Source organism: Nostoc sp. CCY0012 (assembly GCF_963920855.1).
Lineage (GTDB): Bacteria > Cyanobacteriota > Cyanobacteriia > Cyanobacteriales > Nostocaceae > Cyanocohniella.
In genome coordinates, this window is record NZ_CAWUDM010000060.1 from 1 (window position 1) to 19,895 (window position 19,895).

Sequence of the window (19,895 nt, forward strand, 5' to 3'; positions counted from 1 at the left end):
CAAGGGGGACAAGGGGGACAAGGGGGAATTTTATCTTCCTCATCCCCAGTTCAGTACATAATTTGGCGCAGTCTCCGCAACGCGCCGCCGGTGGAAGATATTTTGGCTCAATTGATTCAGTTTGTATCTCAACAGCAAGAAACAACTTTACCAAATCAGTTAAACGGGAGAATCTTACTTTTACTCAAGTATTTACGTTCGTCGCGCTGTCTCATTATTCTGGATAATGTTGAGTCAATTTTACAGGCAGGCGATCGCACTGGTCGTTATCGTACTGGATGTGAAAGTTACGGTCAACTTCTGGAATGTGTAGCCGAAACTTTTCATCAAAGTTGTTTAATACTTACTTCGCGGGAAAAACCCCAAGGACTCGCTAAGTATGAAGGGGAGAGTTTACCAGTGCGTTCTCTACAACTTACAGGTTTACAAGAAAAAGAAGGACGGGAATTATTTAACGTTAAAGGTAAATTCACAGCTTCCCCAGACCAATGGCAAGTTTTAGTTTCCCGATATGGCGGGAATCCTTTAGCTCTGAAGATTGTAGCCTCTTCTATCCATGATTTTTTTGATGGCAATGTTGCCCAATTTCTAGAAATTTCCCAGCAAGGTACATTTATCTTTGACGATATTCGTGACCTGCTTGACCAGCAATTCCAGCGTCTCACAGCTTTGGAAAGAGAGATTATGTACTGGTTAGCCATTAACCGCGAACCTATTTCTTTAGGAGAGTTACAAGCAGATTTTGTGGCTCATGTTCCACCCCGCGAATTGCTAGAATCACTCTCGTCACTGCAAAGACGTTCTGTAATTGAAAAAAATGCTGGTGGCTTTACTCAGCAACCTGTGGTGATGGAGTATGTCAGTAATCAGTTAATTGAGCAAGTTTGTGAGGAAATCGGGCAATGGGGAATAGAAAAGCAATCTACCCGCCTATTTACCACTCATGCACTCATTAAGGCACAAGCTAAAGATTATGTACGGGAGACACAAATTAGTCTGATTCTTCAGCCCATTATCGATAAATTAATTACAAAACTTGGTAGCCTAGAAAACATAGCTAATTGTGTGGTTTACATCCTTTCCAATCTCCGAGGCAAATCGCCCCAAGTAACGGGCTATGCTGGTGGAAATGCTCTGAATCTGCTACATCAAGCACAAATTGACCTCAGTTGCTACGATTTTTCGGGTTTAACTGTTTGGCAAGCTTATCTTCAGGGTGTAAACCTGCATGATGTGAATTTTGCCGATTCAGATTTATTTCGCTGTGTTTTTACTGAGACTTTGGGTAATATTTTATCTGCTGCTTTTAGTCCAGATGGTGAACTTTTAGCTACCTGCGACACCGATTGTCATATTCGTGTATGGGAGGTAAAAACAGGTAAATTATTGCTGATTTGTCAAGGACACACTAACTGGGTGCGCTTTGTCATGTTTAGCCCAGACGGGAAAATCCTAGCGAGTTGCGGTGCTGACCAGAATATTAAACTCTGGAATCTCCGGGATGGCGTTTGTATAAAAACGTTGATTGGACATGAGCATGAAGTATTTTCTGTAGCGTTTCATCCAGAGGGTGAGATTTTGGCCAGTGCTAGTGGTGACAAGGCTATCAAACTTTGGGATATCCGCAGTGGTAACTGCTTGCAAACCCTTACAGGACATACAGACTGGGTACGTTGCGTTGCTTTTTGTCCAGATGGGCAAACCTTAGCCAGTAGTGGTGCTGACCACACAATTAAACTTTGGGATGTGCATCAAGGTAAATGTTTGAGAACCTTGCAAGCACATACAGGGTGGGTGCGTTCGGTGGCGTTTAGTGGAGATGGGCAAACTTTAGCTAGTGGTAGTGGCGATCGCACCATCAAACTCTGGAATTATCATACAGGTGAATGCCTGCAAACTTACACCGGACATACTAACAGCGTCTATTCTATTGCCTATAGTCCTGATAGTAAAATCTTAGTCAGTGGGAGTGGTGATCGCACTATCAAACTCTGGGATTGTCAAACCAACACTTGCATCAAAACTCTACACGGACACACTAATGAAGTTTGTTCCGTAGCCTTTAACTCGGATGGACACACTTTAGTAGGCGTGAGTTTAGACCAAAGCGTTAGACTTTGGGATTCTCGTACTGGACAATGTTTAAAGACTTGGTACGGGAATACAGATTGGGCTTTGCCTGTAGCTTTTAGTCCAATCCCGCCTTCGCCCACGCCAGTTCCTACAACGGGGGAAACCCCCGCAACGGACTGGCTCCCCTTATTAAGGGGGGTTGGGGGGATCTTAGCCAGTGGTAGTAATGACAAAACAGTGAAGCTATGGGATTGGCAGACTGGCGATTGCATTAGCAGCTTGCAAGGACATACAGACTTTATTTATGGACTCGCCTTTAGCCCAGACGGGCAAATTTTGGCAAGTGCGAGTACAGATTCTTCAGTGAGATTGTGGAACATCAGTACAGGAAAATGTTTCCAGATTTTACTCGGACATACAGATTGGCTATATGCCGTTGCTTTTCATCCCCAAGGTAAAATTCTCGCTACTGGTAGCGCAGATTGTACAGTCAAACTATGGGATATTAGCACAGGTCAATGTCTCAAAACTTTGAGTGAACATACCGATAAAATCCTGGGTATTGCTTGGAGTCCAGACGGGAAAGTTTTAGCTAGTGCCAGTGCCGACCAATCTGTAAAACTGTGGGATTATTATCAAGGTGATTGCATCAACACATTACAAGGACACGATAGTCGTGTTTATTCAGCTATTTTTAGTCCCAATGGTGAAATTATCGCTACTTGCAGCACCGACCAAACAGTAAAAATATGGAACTGGAAGACAGGTAAATGCCTCAAAACATTGACTGGACATACCAATTGGGTATTCGCCGTTGCCTTTAGTCCTGATGGTAAAACCCTTGCTAGTGCCTCCCATGACCAAACTGTGAGAATTTGGAATGTAAATACAGACGAATGTCATCATATCTGCGTTGGGCATACACATTTAGTATCTTCCGTAGCTTTTAGTCCAGACGGGGAAGTTATCGCCAGTGGTTCTCAAGACCAAACTGTGAGGATTTGGGATGTGAAAACGGGCGAGTGTTTAAAGATTTTGCGAGCAAAACGGCTTTATGAGGGTATGAATATTACTGGTGTCACAGGGTTAACAGAAGCGACAATTTTTACATTGCAAGCTCTTGGTGCGGTGAGATAATTAAATTGTTTAGACAACCTCAATATACAAGGTTGGGTTGGGTTAAGCGCAGCGCAACCCAATAAAGCAAATCAAATGTTGGGTTTTGTTCCTTAACTTGACATCTATGCCAACCTCTTTTAAATTTCCGGAATACTAATTTACACTTTTGTAGTTCCAGTAAGAGAAATAAAGCAACCGTGAGGATATTTATATGACTCGTCGTCCTACACCTCCTAACAATGGCAAGCCTCGTAAAACTGAATCTGGTACCATCCGGTTGAAAAGTCAAAAAAATATCATTGATCAACAGCCCCGTCAAAAATCAGATGACCAGCAATAGGTGTTTATGTACCAATATTAATTAATTAAACTCAGTAAAGTCACGGTTAAAAGTAAGTATTTTTGCAAAATTTAATAAGAATGGGTTTCCTAATTGATAGAGACGTGAACATTGTAGCGGCTCTATTTTTTTATATTTATATGTAACTTTTTTAACTAATGACCGGAATTACTTATATCTTAGTTGTATAGAAAGATGTAGTTAGTATTGCCATTGAGTCCTATGTCTAATCCACAACCTAATTCCAGCCAACCATCTAACAAAAAAATAGATGAAACAACTAAGAATAGAAAACAACCCCTGAACAACGGTAGACCACAAAAAACAGACCATTAGTACCGCCGTGAAGTCAATCTAGAGGCTACGGTACGCGACAATAAGTATAAAAAACTAACCGTGAATTAGCAACAAAAATCCCGGTATGATTAAAATATCGGGATTCTTTAACGTGCCAGTAATTCTGACTTACTTAGCTATAATTCTCTTATACAGGCTTAATCGTATCCTCTTAATTCATAATCAACGTAATTTACTTAATTTGCGGTTGTCAATGCAGAATCGCTACTATAGAGAAATCGAAAATGCTAGATAGTCAAAAATACTCTTAGCTGCTTGCAATTACAGCAATTTATCCTGTAGTGTTATATATATTACTTTTTGCAAAAGAATTCACTGTGGTAAGAAAATATATCCACTGAAATCAGACAATTAATTGCATCAGCGTAATTGATACAAGCACAAACTAGATTTTTCTGTTATCAATGTATACCAGTGAATCAATTAAGTATTCTACTAGAGCAGAAATCGGACAAACTAGTCGGATTCTGGTAGTAGAAGATGAAGAATTAATCCAAGAAATGCTAGCTGTAGCATTGGAAGAAGAAGGTTTTGGTGTCATCACAGCCCCTGATGGGCGGTCTGCTGTCGAATATCTCAAAAGTTTTGAACCCAACTCAGGAGAGCCACCTTTTGACTTAATAGTTCTTGACTTGATGCTACCTCATATTAATGGGCTAGATATCTGTCGCTTGCTGCGTCACCAAGGAAACCCAGTACCAATTTTGATTTTGAGTGCGAAAGGTAGTGAGACTGATCGCGTTTTGGGGTTGGAAGTAGGTGCAGATGACTACCTAACTAAACCCTTTAGCATGAGGGAATTAGTTGCTCGTTGTCGGGCGCTACTCCGTCGTCAGCGCTTAAGCACTTTGCCACAACTACCAGTCCTCAAACATAAAGATGTCACCTTGAATGCCCAAGAGTGTCGGGTGCTGGTTCGTGGTCATGAGGTGAATCTTTCTCCCAAAGAGTTCCGTTTGTTGGAACTTTTTATGAGTTATGCTCGCCGAGTCTGGTCACGGGAGCAATTGCTAGATCAGGTTTGGGGCCCAGATTTTGTGGGTGACAGTAAAACTGTCGATGTCCATATCCGCTGGTTACGCGAGAAGTTAGAACAAGACCCAAGTCACCCTGAATACATTGTGACTGTCAGAGGTTTTGGCTATCGTTTCGGATAATCTGTGTGATAGTTGTTAGTTTTGATTAATCACCAACCAACTAGCAACTCATACTCAAATGCTTTTATTGGGATTTTTTTTGGGTTTAGCGGTAGGCATTGGGTTTTGGATTTGGCAACAGATTCAATTGAACCGCTATTTGGGGCGAGTACTCTCACCTTTAACCGCGAATACTTCTGAGGTGTCGCTACCGCTAATTCCCCGTTTGCAGCGGAAAATAGCAACTATTAAGCAGCAACGACAGGATTCGCAACACTCGTTGCAAATCTACAAAGATTTACTGGATTTTGCCCCACTAGGATATTTACAGGTAGATGAAGAAAATCAACTGTTGTGGTGTAATCAACAAGCACGGGAAATGCTTTACCTGCAAAGTTGGCAACCAGAACAAGTGCGGTTGTTGTTGGAGTTGGTGCGGTCTTATGACCTTGACCATTTAATTGAACAAACCCGTGATTGGCAAAAAGCGCAGACCAAAGAGTGGGTATTTCACCCAGCTTGTGATAATGCGGCAGAAATGCCCACCATTAAATCATTGACTTTGCGGTCGTTCAGCTTGCCTTTACCTCACGGACAAGTGGGAGTTTTTCTAGAAAATCGCCAACCGTTGCTAGATATGAATCAAGAACGCGATCGCTCTTTTTCTGATCTAGCCCACGAACTGAGAACCCCACTGACTTCAATCCGTCTGGTTGTGGAAACTTTACAAAATCGCCTAGATCCGCCGTTAAATCGTTGGGTTAACCGCTTGATGCAAGAAGTTGATCGGCTGATTAACTTGGTGCAAAGCTGGTTGGAACTCACCCAAATGGAAGCCAACCCCACAATGCAATTGCATCTAGAAGTTCTGGAACTGCGATCGCTAATTTTATCGGTTTGGGAAACATTAGAACCATTAACGCAAAAGCAACATCTGTCTCTTTCCTATACTGGCCCAGAAAATCTGTGGATTAAGGCAGATCCCGCCAGAATTTATCAAGTTTTTCTCAACTTACTGGATAACAGCATCAAATATAGTCCTCCTTGTACCAGCATTCAAATTCAAGCGAAAATCATCTCCACAGAAGATGGCGATCGCCCAAACCCGGTTTTAGAAATAAATCTTATTGATGCGGGAATAGGTTTTTCACAAGCAGATTTACCATATATTTTTGAAAGATTTTACAGAGGAGATAAAGCACGCACTCATTCTCCATTACCAGAAAGTAACAGTATGGGGGCAATTGTGGGTAATGGTTTAGGTTTGGCCATCGTCTGGCAAATTCTTGCAGCTCATGGTGCTTCTATCAAAGCTATGAACCATCCAGAAACTGGTGGCGCTTGGATGCAACTTCAACTTCCTGAAGTTATGGCAAACTCTCAAAGCCAAGATTATAGTTAAGAATATCTTCACCTTTGAGATAACAAGTGTGAACGCCGTCTTGTATGACCCTAATTCCAACCCCAAAAGTCCCCAGTTAACACGTGCCATTAGGCGCTTAGAGCGAGATGTCTTACGCATGGGAGCTTTGGTAGAACAATCGTTCCGCCTTAGCCACCAAGCGTTATTCTCCCGTAATTTAACCGCAGCTGAGGAACTTCCCCAACTAGATAAAAAAATAGATCGTTTTTATAGACAAATAGAATCAGATTGTACAGCCATTATGACGCTACAAGCACCCACAGCCCAAGATTTGCGCTGCTTGAGTGCGTTTATGCAGTTGGTGCGAGACTTAGAGCGTATTGGCGATTATGCTGAGGATTTAGCGGAAATTGCCATTAAAATTTTTCCTTATGCGCCTCATGAGACTTTACCAGAGATTGAAAATATGTCCCACCATGCACAAGCAATGCTGGCCACTAGCTTAAAAGCTTTGGCAGATTTGGATGAAGTGGGTGGAAGAGGTTTAAAGCATTTAGATGATGCTGTAGATAATGCCTATGATCGTGTTTATCGAACCTTGTCCCAGCAGCGGGATGTGCCAGGGGTAGTTGAACCGATTCTGTTGCTAGCATTGGCAATTCGTTGTCTAGAACGGATGGCAGATCATACTACTAATATTGGTCAAAGAGTAGCATACATTGTCACCGGTCAACGTCATTAATTCAGTTTTAGGGATGAGGAATTGAGGGTTGGTAAGTTACCCATTTACCAATCCTTTTTTTTCTAATCCCCAGTCCCGAAAATAAAAACTTGGTTAACCAACAGACAATTTACCAAACGATTACTTTTTCTTAACCTGGCCCAATTACATTAGCTACAACAAGCATCAAAAGTGTTGTTTTTATCACTAGCTAATGGATCTGGTGTAATTAATCAAACCCATGAGTATCACACGCCGGGATTTTTTATTGTTAATTGGGGGCAGTACAAGTGCATTGGCACTGAGTTATCTCACAGGTTGTGATAAAAAGATTACAAACGCTGAAATACCATTTTCTTTTCAATCCATAAAGGGCCCTATTCCCATAGCAACAGCAGGTTTGACACCAGAACAACAGCAAGCAGAATACAGCACCTATGAAGTAGTAGATGATTTGGTGCTACCAAAAGGCTTTCAATATCAAGTTATTGCGGCTTGGGGTGATGCGGTAGGTGATTCTCGTTTTGGTTACAACAACGATTACCTATCGTTTTTACCAACAGCAGAAAATGAAGGATATCTCTCAGTTAATTTTGAATATGTCAGTACTATCCCCTGGATACAAACTTATGAGCAGGTAATTGGAAAATCGCTGCCTTTTGAGTCTGTAAAAACTGCCCTCAAAGCACAATCATCAGGGAAAACAGAAATTAATGCTTATGCTTTGCCAGATAGCAACCCCATCAAATCCCAAATTCGAGAAATTTGTACAGAAGCACTGTTAGATCAAGGATTGGGTATCATATCAATTCGCCTGGAAAATAATGGCCAGTGGGAAAGAACTAATTCTGTAGCTGATAGACGTATAAGTGGCATTTCTGGCTTAGAAGATGGGCGGTATCTGCAAGCAACTGGCCCCGCAGTGGCAGTATTTCGCAAACAACAGGGACAAGGGTATATTGATCAATTAGGCGATCGCATCATTGGGACTTTTGCTAATTGTGCTGGCGGAACAACTCCGTGGGGTACAGTTCTCAGTGCGGAAGAAAATTTTCAAATACAAGTTACAGAAGCTGTATATGCTGACGGTACTTCTTTTGACCCTAGCCAACGACCGTTTGCTTTAGGTGATGAAGAACTGTATGGACAAGGTAATGTTTTTGGTTTAGCGGGAAATAAATATGGCTGGATTGTGGAAATTGACCCAGCCAACCCCAAAGACTACGGGACAAAACATACCTGGCTAGGACGTTACCGCCATGAAGCTGTGGGAGTCAGGGTAGAAAAAGGTAAACCCATTGCATTTTATTCGGGATGCGATCGCCGGGGAGGACATATTTACAAATTTATCAGCCGCGATCGTGTAACTGACCCCAAAAACAAAGCCAATTCTCAGTTATTGCAACAGGGAATGCTTTATGCTGCCAAATTTAACACTGATGGTACAGGACGCTGGCTACCACTCAACGCAGACACACCAATTAATCCCGATATTCCGCAAATTATCGCCGGTAATGTGATCAGGCTACCCATTGGCCCCAAACTCCAGCCATCCGCAGCCATCAACGATGGTTATTTGTTAGTGAAAAAAGACGAGGAAATTACTCAGTTTAAACAAATATATCAACAACTAGGTGAACTTTACATCGGCACCCCCGAAGAAAAGCAAGGTGCCATTTTAATTGATGCCCACTATGCCGCTAATGCTATCGGTGCTACTTGCACAGCACGTCCAGAAGATACAGTGATTGCAGCTAATGGTGATTTGTACATTGCCTTTACCTCTGGTTTTCCAGATCAACAAGGAGGTGCTGATGTGCGGATTTTCAAAAGTCCTACAGGTGAAACACCTTATGAATATGGTTGGCTAATGCGCTTAAGTGAAGATCACAATGATTTATCTGCACATTCTTTTCGCTGGCAAATTCTAGCTACAGGAGGGGAACCAGCAGCCGGCGGTATGGGTTTTGCTAACCCAGACAATTTATTACTAGATCCTCAAGACAATTTATGGATGGTGACCGATATTTCCACGAATAAACTCAATAATTCCATCAAAACTCGTACGAATGACCAAGGTAAAGCTGTAAGTTTATCTGGATTATTTGGTAACAATGCCATTTGGTTTCTGCCCACCCACGGTGAAGATGTTGGTAAAGCTTTTTTATTTGGGATGGGGCCGATGGAGTGTGAAACTACTGGGCCTTGCTTCACTCCAGATCACAAAACTATATTTTTATCAATACAACACCCAGGAGAATTTCATGGTATACGTAAAGACCAAGCATCTGAAACTAGAGAATTTGTGATTACCAATACTTTAGGTGAAGAATTTTTACAAACTCGTCAAGTTCCTATTGGTTCTAATTGGCCTCATAAGACTCCCAATTCTCCTCCTAAGCCAGCAGTTGTGGCTGTGAGCAAAGTTTAATTTTTTTTACAAGTGATTATCTGACATTTATACATATAAAATTATCTTATAAAAAATATGAGTTAATTAAATAAATTCTTTTTATCTGACCAAGCTGAAGATATTCACCGATTAATTTTTTTGAATAAATTAATAAAACAATTTTTATAGTTTGCAATTAATTCCAGTTCATACTCCTACAAGTACTTGCATAATGTCTTCCACAAGTTTGACTCCCAACTTACCCAATGTCTCACATGAATCTAGCCTCGGTGAACACTTACCACAAAAGTTATTTAGTCGTAGGGAAATAATTCCACCTGGTAACGACGTACTGTGGCGCATTGAGCGGGGAGCAGTTCGTACCTTAACCTGGAGTGAAGACGGATTATTTATTACCCTGGGTTACTGGGGCGCTGGAGATTTAATTGGTTATCCTTTATCTAAAGTCCAACCTTATCAAATTGAATGTTTGACAAGCGTAGAAGTAAGCATGATACCACCTCACCTTTGGTATATAAATATCGATGCTTTTTTATCCCACATTCAACATTCAGAAGAGCTTTTAAGTATTGTGCATTCCAAGCCCATATCTTTACGTTTATGGAAATTTCTGCTGTGGTTAAGTGAAAAATTTGGACGTGACGTAGAACAAGGCAAATTGATTGATTTAAACATCACCCATCAGGAAATATCTGAAGTTTTAAACACAACTCGTGTCACAGTAACACGGCTGTTACAACAATTTGAAACTCAAGGGGCATTGTTACGCTATAAACGGCGGATTATTCTGTGTTCACTAAATAAATAAATTCAAAAAATTAGTCAGAAAGAAGGTGATTGACTTGTATTCAGTTTCCATAATCTGGTATATTACCTACTGAATGCGTGAGTAAATTCCCTGAAGAAAATGGGTTTTTTCCATAGCTAGAGTTTCGTTAGGTGTGAGTGAAATTAACTAATATGGCAAAACTATTTTGGAATGTGTTAAAGGTCAGCCCAATTGTTGCTGCGACATTTTTTGCTGCTAACAGTGCCTTAGCTGCTGAAGTTAATGAACAGGTAACAACCGTTGCTCAGTTGTCTCAAGAGGCTGATAGCATCGGTCAGGTAACATCTGTGTCTCAGTTTTCTGATGTGCAACCTACAGATTGGGCATTCCAAGCTTTGCAATCCTTGGTTGAGCGCTACGGTTGTATTGCAGGTTATCCCAACGCCACCTATCGTGGTAACCGAGCCTTGACTCGCTACGAATTTGCGGCTGGTTTGAATGCTTGTTTAGACCGAGTTAATGAACTAATTGCCACAGCGACTGCTGATGTAGTTACCAGACAAGACTTGGAAACCTTGCAGCGCTTGCAAGAAGAATTTTCTGCGGAATTAGCAACTTTACGTGGTCGTGTAGATTCTTTAGAAGCTCGGACTGCTGAATTAGAAGCGAATCAATTTTCCACCACCACCAAGCTAAAAGGTGAAGCTATATTTGCTTTGGCTGGTGCTTTTGGTGACGAAAGAGCAAGCGCAGAAGGCGAAGATGACGGTGGCGATGTCCAAGATAATATCATTTTCGCTGATCGGGTGCGTCTAAGCTTAGAAAGCAGCTTCACAGGTCAAGATAAATTGCAGGTTCGTTTAAATGCTGCAAATATCACCCAATTTGATGGTGATGTCACAGGAACCAGAATGACTCGTTTAGGCTTTGCTGGTGACAATGGCAACAACGTTGAAATCGATAAAGTAAACTATGCTTTCAATTTAGGGCCAGCACGCGTCAGAATCGACGCTACTGGTGCTGAAGTTTACGAAAACATCAATGTCTTTAACCCTGACTTCAAGAGTAGTGGTTCAGGTGCTATTTCTCGTTACGGTCGTTTCAGCCCTATCTATCGCCCAGCTTCTGGTGGTGCTGGTTTAACTTTAGAATTTAATCCCGCAGGCCCCTTAACTTTGAGTGCTGCTTATTTAGCACCCGCAGCTAATGACCCAGTTAATGGTAATGGTCTGTTCGATGGCGGTAATGCTATCTTCGGTCAGGTAGCTTTCAAACCCAGCAATGCTTTCAATATAGGTTTGACCTACGCTCGCTCTTATCAAAATAACGAGTCTGGGGTAGACCTATTTGGCAGCACAGGAAGCGAACTTGCTCGTAGACCATTTGGTAATGTTGCCACTACAACCAACAACTATGGTGTACAAGCCACCTTCCAACCCTCTTCAGCATTGACAATTGGTGGTTGGGCAGGTTACACCACAGCAGAGTCTGAAGTCAGTGATGAAGATGCTGATATTTTCTACTGGGCTGCAACCTTAGGTGTCAGAGATTTTGGTAGAGAAGGAAACGTATTAGGTGTTATCTTCGGTCAACCCCCGAAAGTTACTGGTGGTTCCGTAGGTTCAGAACCCGACACATCTTATCACTTAGAAGGTCTTTATAAGATGCGTCTCACTGATAATATCGCCGTCACCCCTGGTGTGTTAGTGATTTTCAACCCGGAACACAATAACAATAATGACACAATCTACGTAGGTACACTTCGTACTACATTCAGTTTCTAAGACTGGTTTTGGATTAGAAGTTAATTAAAAGCCCGCCTGAGTGCGGGTTTTTTATTTGGGGTCACAATCTTGTTGATTAAGGTGTGTGGGAGGCCGATCACTACTCCACGCCCACCATACATAACCACACTGGCAATTATAGAACTCTTGCCATTTACGACGATGGTTTTCTGTCATAACGGGCGATCGCCTATTAATCCAAACTTCTACAGCTTCCAAACTACTGGCTCGACAACTAGGACAGCAAAACTCGTAAGCGTGAATTGCCTCATTTGTCCATTTAGGTGGGATGGGAGCAAAAGCGTCCATGTAATATTCCGGGGAAAGAGGCTAGAGACTAGGGGCTAGAGGCTAGAATTGTTTTATCTACTACACTTCATCATAATAGAATATACTCAAAGCTTAGGATAAATTGATATTATATTTGCAAATGCACAGTCCTACTAAGTCAGTGCAGAGGTACGCTGAGTCTGTGTACGGAGTTTGCGGGGTGAAATAAATGTATATTCTAATTAAGAATTACAAATTATTCTTATGGAGCCTAGGAGCGAAATTCGCCGTTTATTAGATGTCATACCTGCTTCTAGTCGCATGACGGTGAAAATTGTCAGCAAGCCGGAGCAGGTAAAGGTGATTGATGCTGCTTTTCCCTTACCGTGGCACCATGATCGACCAATATATATTAATTTTGATTTGTGGTTTCGTCTGACTAAACCGCAACGAGATTTATTAACCTTACAGAAGGTTAGCTGGTTGACGGGGGTGAGGTGGTATAAACCGGATATCTATCAAGGTGTGGTATTGTTGGGACTTTTGGCAGGATTAATAGAATCAGCACAGTCAGATGTGGTGGGTATGGCTGTAGCTGGAGGATTAAGTATAATTGCTTTAAGTCGCATTTGGCGCATCAACCAATCTCCAGAATCAGAGTTAAACGCCGATGCAGCAGCAATTTTGATGGCCCAACGCCGGGGTTACTCAGAAACAGAAGCGGCCCAGCATTTATTATCTGCTATTGAGGCGATCGCTAATATCGAAGGACATGGCAGTTTCAATTTTAGCGCCTTGCTTCGTTGCCAAAACTTACGGGCGATCGCTGGTTTATCACCAGTGGGTATCCCAAAAAGTTATGCAAATAAACAATGACTACTGACAATGATAAATTTCATACTCATAGCCATTGATTCCTGGTAAATTTTGTTTGTCAGCATTACATGTTTTGACTGTTTCTGCTACAGGGGCGCGAAAATTCACTAACCATAAATCAAAAGGTCGAGGAAACTCCTTTAAGGTATTATCCAGCGCGACAGTAGAAGTTTTTGGATCTTCTTCTTGATGAGCAAGAAGAAATTGGGTATCCACTTGTGAACCAGAGAATTTTAACTCCCAGGCGATGCCCATCATTTCTCCAGTTTGTACTAAGCTTCTGTGGGTTGTAGCAATGAGGACTGGCTGTGAGGAATATTCTTCAATTAAGGGAACTAATAAGTCAGGGCGATAATACTTGCGGTAACCGAGATTATGAGTCACTGTGATGGCGCTCATTAATCCCATCAACCAAATAAGAGTGACAGCTTTTTTTCCCGTGATACCCCATCTACCGATATCTGGGTTTTGATAACAAACTGCGAGACTGGCCGCCAGAAGGATAATCACCGCTGGAAAATAGACAAAACTATAGCGAGCGCCCCGTGTTAAGTCAATCCCCAATACATAAGTAAAAAAGAAAAAGAAAGCGATCGCTCCTAATACTACCCCAGCTAATACTTGAATCATCAAACGATTTGGCGGTGGTTGTAGTTGCGTCTTAATACCACGAATTAAAATCGGTGTTGCCCAAATAAAGAAAATTAACATGACAAATCCAGAAGCAATCACAATTGTTAACTGTGGTGATTCCACTGGTAGCAAGGAAATCATGGTAATCCATGTTGCTAAAACTTGAAAAATTGGGTTGATCCAATCTAGTCCTACACGAGTACCTTGAATCCACTCTGTTAAACTACTGCGATAGCGATTCTGTAAAAAGCTAGGTAACCAAACTATACCCGCCACAGCCGTACCAACTGCAATTACATAAATGCGCCCCCACAAAGGAGAGAGAAACAGCAAAGTTTTTGCCTGGGTGTGTTGTTTCCAAGCGACAAAAATCAATACCAAGGCTTCAGCCGCGAGAGTCAGAACAAAAAAGTAATGAGTAGCAAGGCCTAAGGCATTAATTACTACCCAAGTAATGATCACCCAAGCTGGTAACAATATTCGGTTTTGCAAATGACGGATTGCAATGACTAAGCACATCAGGGATACCATCACCCAAATTATAGCCAAACTATAGTGGCGTGCTTCTTGTGCTAAAAAAATGCCATAGGGAGAGACTGCCATCATGGCCGCCGATATTTGCCCGACTAATCGAGAATGAAAGGCTAATTTACCTAAAACATAAGCACAGGGAATGGAGACTGCACCTAGTAAAGCAGGTAGAGAACGCGCACCCCACAGCGATACTAAATTTTCTGAGTGAGGAAATAACTTCATCCATAGATGAGCCATCACAAAATACAGTGGTGGGTGAGTATCTTGTGTAACTATGAGATGAATCACATCTTTTACACCAGCTATAGGATTTGGTTGCAGTGGTTGTAATAAAATATCAGGTGCGATCGCTTGATCTAAAGGTACTGGTAAAAAACTATTCCCCAAGCTAAACACCAAAGTAGCAAATTCATCAATCCAAGGAGGCTTGGCTGTCAAATTAGCTAAACGTAAGCTGATGCCAATAATGAACCAAATCAGCAATAGTAAAGGATGAAACCAGCGAGCAGAAACGGTAGAGCGCCAATTATTATACAAATTCATCTATTTTTCAGTAGAATTTTTGCTGGTTCAAGGTATAAAATAAGTTACCAAAATAGGTAGCCAAACAATTTATCAGCAACCCCAGCAACAAATCAATTTGTATATATTAGACTCACATTTGTGATTTTAGTTCAATTAAATAGGGGTTATTTTACGTCGGTGACGCGCCAACTGAGTTTTAAGTTAACCCAAAAATTCCAGATAGTAGCCACTGCGATCGCAACTAAATTAGCGATGTATCTGTTAGGAATGATAAAATTAAACACCAAATTCAACACCAAGACATTTAATAATAATCCTGCCAGGCAAATTAAGTTAAATTTACCAAATCGCTTCAGACGTTGATGCCATTCCTGTTGAGTACTACTAACATCAGCAAACGTCCAAGCATCATTCCATAAGAAATTATTGAAAATGGCAATTTCCCCAGCAATGATTTTACTCCGCGTTAGAGGTAAAGCCAAAGTTGTGGGATCACTAAGCAAATAAAGTATTCCCATATCCACAAACACCCCACTTAGTCCCACCAACCCAAAGCGGAGGAACTTACCAATGGGAAAACCGACTTGTTGATTCACTTTTCCTAATACTCCTCTGGATAAACGCAAGCGCCATAAGTGATGTAAATATTCGACATATTGTTTCCACGTCACCTTACTTTCTCCCTGTTGGCGCTCACAAAATACATAACCAACTTCGGCAATATCACCCACTTTGCCCCTACCAATAATCTCCAACAGAATTTTATAGCCTACAGGATTAAGTGTGACACCTGCTACGCAAGCACGACGCACCATAAAATAACCACTCATGGGATCAGAAATTCTCCCTAGTACCCCTGGTAGCAAAATCAATCCTAATACCTGAGCGCCACGGGATAAAAAACGCCTGACAATACTCCAACTACTAACCCCACCTCCTTCTACATGACGGCTAGCTACTGCTAAATCTGCCCCCTGTTCAATTGCTGCCAATAGTTGTGTCAATATTTCTGGTGGATGTTGTAAATCTCCATCAATTACACCTAAGACAGTACCCCTGGCTACCTGCCATCCCCGAATGACAGCAGAAGACAATCCTCGTTCATCTTGGCGTCGCATCACCCGTAACTGCGGATATTCAACCATCAAAGATTGTGCCACTTCCCAAGTGCGGTCTGGACTGTTATCATCTACCACAATCAATTCATAATGTCCTGGGATAGATTCATCAAGTAACTGGCTCAATATCTTGACAACATTGTGGATATTGGCACTCTCTTGATAAGTGGGAATTACAAGTGAAAAATGGATTACTAAATCATCTGTATCTACTCCTGTTAAAGAAAATTCAGGAACTTGTAATGTACCAGTTGGAACTTTTAACAGTGTCTTGGGTGAGTTGTCATTCATAAAATAAATTGCAAATACTATAAATGATATACAGCAGTCTTAAATCATTAATGAAAACTTCTTTTGTGTCTTCGCGCCCTAGTCTGTATGTCTTCACTGTTTGTTGAAAAATGGTTTTTACAACTGCTACATGAGTGATATATTTCAATAATATACATGAAAAATCCTGTAATTACATGATAAAATCTTCATCAAATTTAAAATTATTACCACCTCATTGGTTAAGATTTTTAATTGTCATTTTATTAGTCTTAGGAATATTTTTTCGCTTTGTCAATCTTGAACAAAAAGTCTATTGGCATGATGAGGCTTACACTTCATTACGAATTTCCGGTTCTACGAAAACGGAACTTGTCCAACAAGTTTTTAATGGAACTGTAATTCCTATTGAATCTCTGCAAAAATTTCAACGTCCCCGTCCAGGAAAAGGTGTAATCAATACAATCAACTCCTTGGCAGTAGATGATACTCAACATCCACCACTGTATTACGTAATGATCCGATTATGGGTACAAATTTTTGGTAATTCAGTGGCAGCAACGAGAAGTTTGTCAGCCATAATTAGCTTGTTAGCTTTTCCTGGTCTTTATTGGTTGTGCTTAGAATTATTTGAGTCACCGATCACCGCATGGATGTCCATTGCACTATTAGCAGTTTCACCATTACACGTGTTATACGCTCAAGAAGCTCGACAGTTTAGTTTGTGGATAGTAGCTATCTTGCTTGGGAGTGCTACATTACTGCGAGCAATGCGGCTCGGTAGCAAGTGGTTGTGGGGGATTTATGCAGTCACTGTGGCACTAGGACTTTATACATTTTTATTTTCTGGGTTGGTAGCCCTCTCTCACGGTATCTATGTATTTGCCATTGAACGCTTTCGATTTACCAAAACCGTTAAAGCTTATTTGACCGCAACTAGTATTGGGATTTTAGCTTTTATACCTTGGATTTTAATAATCATTAATAATTTATTTCAAATTAAACACACAACAGTCAGTGTTCAAGCGAAACAATCTCTAATAGGTTTGGTTTCAGAGTGGATTAGTAATATTAGTAATTTGTTTGCTGATTTTTGGCGTTATGAACCATTTTTTCCAGATTTAAATCTTCCAGTTTTGCGCTGGGGGCGATATTTAATTCCCTTTCTATTAATTTTGGTAGCATATTCATTTTTATTTCTTTATCGGCGAACAGCACCAAAAGTTTGGTTGTTTATTTTTATATTGAGTGGAGTGCCTGCTTTATTTTTAATCCTACCTGATTTAATTATTGGAGGTCAACTAAGTTCGAGAGCAAGATATGTTATTCCATGCTATGTTGGTATTCAGCTAGCAGTTGCCTATTTACTAGCAACACAAATCCTTTCTGCTAAGTTGATCAACCGCAAAGTTTGGCAATTAGTCATATTAATAGTAATTTCTAGTGGAATTATATCCTGTGTAGTTAGTTCTCAGGCTGAGACATGGTGGAATAAAGGTAGTCATGCTAATCCTCAAATAGCTCGAATAATTAACAAAAGTAAAAAGCCACTTTTAATTAGCAGTAATCATTCCTTAAATATTGGTGATTTAATGTCTCTTAGTCATCTGCTGAATACCAATGTGAAAATTTTATTGGTAACTAAGCCAGAACTACCGAATATTCCTGAAAATTTTAGTAATATATTTTTATTGAATATATCTGAAAAAACTCAATCCGCACTGGCAAAAAAATACAAAATATCCATTGTGTACAAAAGAGGGAGGCTGTGGCAGATAGAAGATAAAAATATTTAGGTTATAAGAATATCATATATGAAAAAAATCCCTAGTACTAGACGAGCCGAATCAACATGGTAACGAGTTTTGTAGAATTACAGCGTGTTACCAAACAAAAAAAATCACAGCAGATTAGCTAATTTATTGCGAAAATAAGATATGTAGTTTGTCTATAAGAAACTGTGGCTATTGTAAATGTAAATATTGATAATATTTTGGATCATGCCCTTTTAGGGTATGATATATCTCCCCAAGAGGGAGTGGTATTGTTAAAACAAACTGACCCAGAGGCGATCGCTGCCATTCGCACTACAGCCGATAAACTCCGCTACACTCAAGCAGGCGATATAGTTACCTATGTAATTAACCGTAATATTAACTTTACTAACATCTGTGAACAGCACTGTAGTTTTTGTGCATTTCGACGGGATGATGGTGATGCTGGTGCTTACTGGTTAGATTGGAAGCAAATTGTCGAAAAATCCACAGATGCAGTGCAACGGGGTGCTACAGAAATCTGTATGCAGGGAGGATTAAACCCCCAAGCGCAAATCAACGGAAAATCTTTGCCTTATTACCTGAAATTAGTAGAAGTTATTAAACAAGAATTTCCCCAGATACATTTACACGCCTTTTCACCCCAGGAAATTGAATTTATCGCCAGACTTGATGGTATTACATACGCCGAAGTTATTGCTGCTTTGCGGGATGCTGGTGTCGGTTCAATGCCAGGAACAGCAGCCGAGGTGTTAGATGATGAAGTCAGACGGATACTATGTCCAGAAAAGATTGACACCGCAACTTGGCTAGAAATTGTTGGTACAGCGCATCAATTAGGTTTACCCACCACTAGCACCATCTTATCTGGGCATATTGAAACCCCAGAACAACAAATTGGCCACTTAGAAAAATTGCGATCGCTCCAGAAAAATGCCATTAATCAAGAATATCCGGCTCGTATCACCGAGTTTATTGCTTTACCATTTGTCGGACAAGAAGCACCTAAATCATTACGCCGTCGTGTCGGACGCGATCAGCCAGTCTTAAATGATGCATTATTACTGACAGCTGTCGCCCGAATTTATTTAGGAAATTGGATTCCCAACCATCAACCGAGTTGGGTAAAACTTGGATTAGCGGGTGCAACCGAAGCTTTATTTTGGGGTTGTAACGACATTGGTGGCACCTTAATGGAGGAGCATATTACCACAATGGCAGGAGCAGTAGGCGGTACTTGTATGGAAGTCGCCACCTTGCAAACTGCGATCGCCTCCCTAAGTAGACCCTATCAACAACGGGATACTTTGTATAACTTAGTCATTACTCATCTCCCCACCCAAATTGATCCCCCCGATACCAATCCAGGATACGATAGACGTTGATTTACGTATTATTCACTGAACACATATGAAGCGCTATTGGTCGCGTCTACTTGCTTTAGTTTTGGTTCTCACCATTGGCCTCATGGGCTGTTCTGGCAGTCCAGACAGTTTGACAGGGGATTATCGTCAAGACACCTTGGCTGTTGTCAATATTATGAAAGAAGCTCTGGATTTAACAGAAGATTCACCCAACAGAGCAGCCATTCAAGCAGAAGCACGTCAAAAAATCAACGATTTTTCAGCTCGCTATCAACGGGTTAAGTCTGTTTCCAATCTGAGTTCCTTTACAACCATGCGAACAGCTCTCAATTCCCTAGCTGGACACTACAGTTCTTACCCAAATCGTCCTTTGCCCCAAAAGCTCAAAAATCGTTTGGAACAGGAGTTAGATAGGGTAGAATCCGCGCTAAGACGTGACGCTTAACTATTGGATA

Annotated in this window: 15 protein-coding genes; 12 read left to right on the top strand and 3 right to left on the bottom strand. The window is 41.0% G+C overall.

All coding sequences use genetic code 11. The features are described from left to right. The 8 genes from ACM0OS_RS17600 to ACM0OS_RS17635 form a co-directional block, all read left to right on the top strand. Nucleotides 1-3,210 (top strand): hypothetical protein (locus ACM0OS_RS17600; protein ID WP_414544492.1); only part of this gene is annotated, 3,210 nt, incomplete at its 5' end. Nucleotides 3,211-3,403: 193 nt separating this feature from the next. Continuing rightward, entirely contained in the window at nucleotides 3,404-3,532 is a 129-nt protein-coding gene (locus ACM0OS_RS17605) for a hypothetical protein (RefSeq protein WP_414544493.1), read from the top strand. A gap of 761 nt (nucleotides 3,533-4,293) precedes the next feature. Beyond that, complete coding sequence (locus ACM0OS_RS17610; RefSeq protein ID WP_414544494.1) at nucleotides 4,294-5,046, top strand: response regulator transcription factor; 753 nt, start codon at nucleotides 4,294-4,296, stop codon at nucleotides 5,044-5,046. Nucleotides 5,047-5,104: 58 nt separating this feature from the next. After that, nucleotides 5,105-6,427 carry a sensor histidine kinase gene (locus ACM0OS_RS17615; RefSeq protein WP_414544495.1) on the top strand — a complete coding sequence of 441 codons (1,323 nt, stop codon included), beginning with the start codon at nucleotides 5,105-5,107 and terminating at the stop codon, nucleotides 6,425-6,427. A gap of 28 nt (nucleotides 6,428-6,455) precedes the next feature. Next, the gene (phoU, locus tag ACM0OS_RS17620; protein ID WP_414544496.1) at nucleotides 6,456-7,130 is read left to right on the top strand and encodes a phosphate signaling complex protein PhoU; all 675 of its coding nucleotides are present in this window, start codon (nucleotides 6,456-6,458) and stop codon (nucleotides 7,128-7,130) included. 220 nt (nucleotides 7,131-7,350) lie between these two features. After that, a complete protein-coding gene (locus tag ACM0OS_RS17625; RefSeq protein WP_414544497.1) occupies nucleotides 7,351-9,540 on the top strand; it encodes a PhoX family protein in 2,190 nt (729 codons plus the stop codon). Between the two features lie 193 nt (nucleotides 9,541-9,733). Next, a complete protein-coding gene (locus ACM0OS_RS17630) occupies nucleotides 9,734-10,330 on the top strand; it encodes a Crp/Fnr family transcriptional regulator (protein WP_414544498.1) in 597 nt (198 codons plus the stop codon). A 152-nt stretch (nucleotides 10,331-10,482) separates the two neighbouring features. After that, a complete protein-coding gene (locus tag ACM0OS_RS17635) occupies nucleotides 10,483-12,075 on the top strand; it encodes an iron uptake porin (RefSeq protein ID WP_414544499.1) in 1,593 nt (530 codons plus the stop codon). Nucleotides 12,076-12,126: 51 nt separating this feature from the next. Here the strand turns inward: ACM0OS_RS17635 and ACM0OS_RS17640 are convergent, their stop codons facing one another. Next, nucleotides 12,127-12,384 (bottom strand): hypothetical protein, encoded by a 258-nt coding sequence (locus tag ACM0OS_RS17640; protein ID WP_414544500.1) that lies wholly within the window; start codon nucleotides 12,382-12,384, stop codon nucleotides 12,127-12,129. 225 nt (nucleotides 12,385-12,609) lie between these two features. On the opposite strand from ACM0OS_RS17640, the gene ACM0OS_RS17645 reads away from it, so the two are divergent. Next, nucleotides 12,610-13,221 (top strand): DUF3318 domain-containing protein, encoded by a 612-nt coding sequence (locus ACM0OS_RS17645; protein WP_414544501.1) that lies wholly within the window; start codon nucleotides 12,610-12,612, stop codon nucleotides 13,219-13,221. Here the strand turns inward: ACM0OS_RS17645 and ACM0OS_RS17650 are convergent, their stop codons facing one another. Both ACM0OS_RS17650 and ACM0OS_RS17655 read right to left on the bottom strand, forming a co-directional pair. After that, nucleotides 13,222-14,931, bottom strand: a complete 1,710-nt coding sequence (locus ACM0OS_RS17650) for a glycosyltransferase (RefSeq protein WP_414544502.1) — start codon at nucleotides 14,929-14,931, stop codon at nucleotides 13,222-13,224. It lies immediately after the preceding gene. A 146-nt stretch (nucleotides 14,932-15,077) separates the two neighbouring features. After that, nucleotides 15,078-16,322, bottom strand: coding sequence for a glycosyltransferase (locus ACM0OS_RS17655; protein WP_414544503.1), 1,245 nt, complete (start codon nucleotides 16,320-16,322; stop codon nucleotides 15,078-15,080). 176 nt (nucleotides 16,323-16,498) lie between these two features. Between ACM0OS_RS17655 and ACM0OS_RS17660 the strand changes: the two genes are divergently transcribed. The 3 genes from ACM0OS_RS17660 to psb27 all read left to right on the top strand — a co-directional run bounded on the left by ACM0OS_RS17660 (nucleotide 16,499) and on the right by psb27 (nucleotide 19,885). Next, a complete protein-coding gene (locus ACM0OS_RS17660) occupies nucleotides 16,499-18,097 on the top strand; it encodes a glycosyltransferase family 39 protein (RefSeq protein ID WP_414544504.1) in 1,599 nt (532 codons plus the stop codon). 170 nt (nucleotides 18,098-18,267) lie between these two features. Then, nucleotides 18,268-19,461: a 7,8-didemethyl-8-hydroxy-5-deazariboflavin synthase subunit CofH gene (gene cofH / locus ACM0OS_RS17665; protein ID WP_414544518.1), complete on the top strand. Its 1,194-nt coding sequence runs from the start codon at nucleotides 18,268-18,270 to the stop codon at nucleotides 19,459-19,461. A 25-nt stretch (nucleotides 19,462-19,486) separates the two neighbouring features. Next, nucleotides 19,487-19,885: a photosystem II protein Psb27 gene (gene psb27, locus ACM0OS_RS17670; protein WP_414544506.1), complete on the top strand. Its 399-nt coding sequence runs from the start codon at nucleotides 19,487-19,489 to the stop codon at nucleotides 19,883-19,885. The last annotated feature ends 10 nt before the right edge of the window (nucleotides 19,886-19,895 follow it).

What these genes read in the sequence shown, in the direction of transcription:
- ACM0OS_RS17660 (WP_414544504.1), top strand. Translation starts at nt 16,499, where the DNA reads ATGATAAAATCTTCATCAAATTTAAAATTATTACCACCTCATTGGTTA.
- ACM0OS_RS17640 (WP_414544500.1), bottom strand. Translation starts at nt 12,384, where the DNA reads ATGGACGCTTTTGCTCCCATCCCACCTAAATGGACAAATGAGGCAATT.
- ACM0OS_RS17650 (WP_414544502.1), bottom strand. Translation starts at nt 14,931, where the DNA reads ATGAATTTGTATAATAATTGGCGCTCTACCGTTTCTGCTCGCTGGTTT.
- ACM0OS_RS17635 (WP_414544499.1), top strand. Translation starts at nt 10,483, where the DNA reads ATGGCAAAACTATTTTGGAATGTGTTAAAGGTCAGCCCAATTGTTGCT.
- psb27 (WP_414544506.1), top strand. Translation starts at nt 19,487, where the DNA reads ATGAAGCGCTATTGGTCGCGTCTACTTGCTTTAGTTTTGGTTCTCACC.
- ACM0OS_RS17610 (WP_414544494.1), top strand. Translation starts at nt 4,294, where the DNA reads ATGTATACCAGTGAATCAATTAAGTATTCTACTAGAGCAGAAATCGGA.
- ACM0OS_RS17655 (WP_414544503.1), bottom strand. Translation starts at nt 16,322, where the DNA reads ATGAATGACAACTCACCCAAGACACTGTTAAAAGTTCCAACTGGTACA.
- ACM0OS_RS17605 (WP_414544493.1), top strand. Translation starts at nt 3,404, where the DNA reads ATGACTCGTCGTCCTACACCTCCTAACAATGGCAAGCCTCGTAAAACT.
- ACM0OS_RS17615 (WP_414544495.1), top strand. Translation starts at nt 5,105, where the DNA reads ATGCTTTTATTGGGATTTTTTTTGGGTTTAGCGGTAGGCATTGGGTTT.
- ACM0OS_RS17625 (WP_414544497.1), top strand. Translation starts at nt 7,351, where the DNA reads ATGAGTATCACACGCCGGGATTTTTTATTGTTAATTGGGGGCAGTACA.
- ACM0OS_RS17645 (WP_414544501.1), top strand. Translation starts at nt 12,610, where the DNA reads ATGGAGCCTAGGAGCGAAATTCGCCGTTTATTAGATGTCATACCTGCT.
- ACM0OS_RS17630 (WP_414544498.1), top strand. Translation starts at nt 9,734, where the DNA reads ATGTCTTCCACAAGTTTGACTCCCAACTTACCCAATGTCTCACATGAA.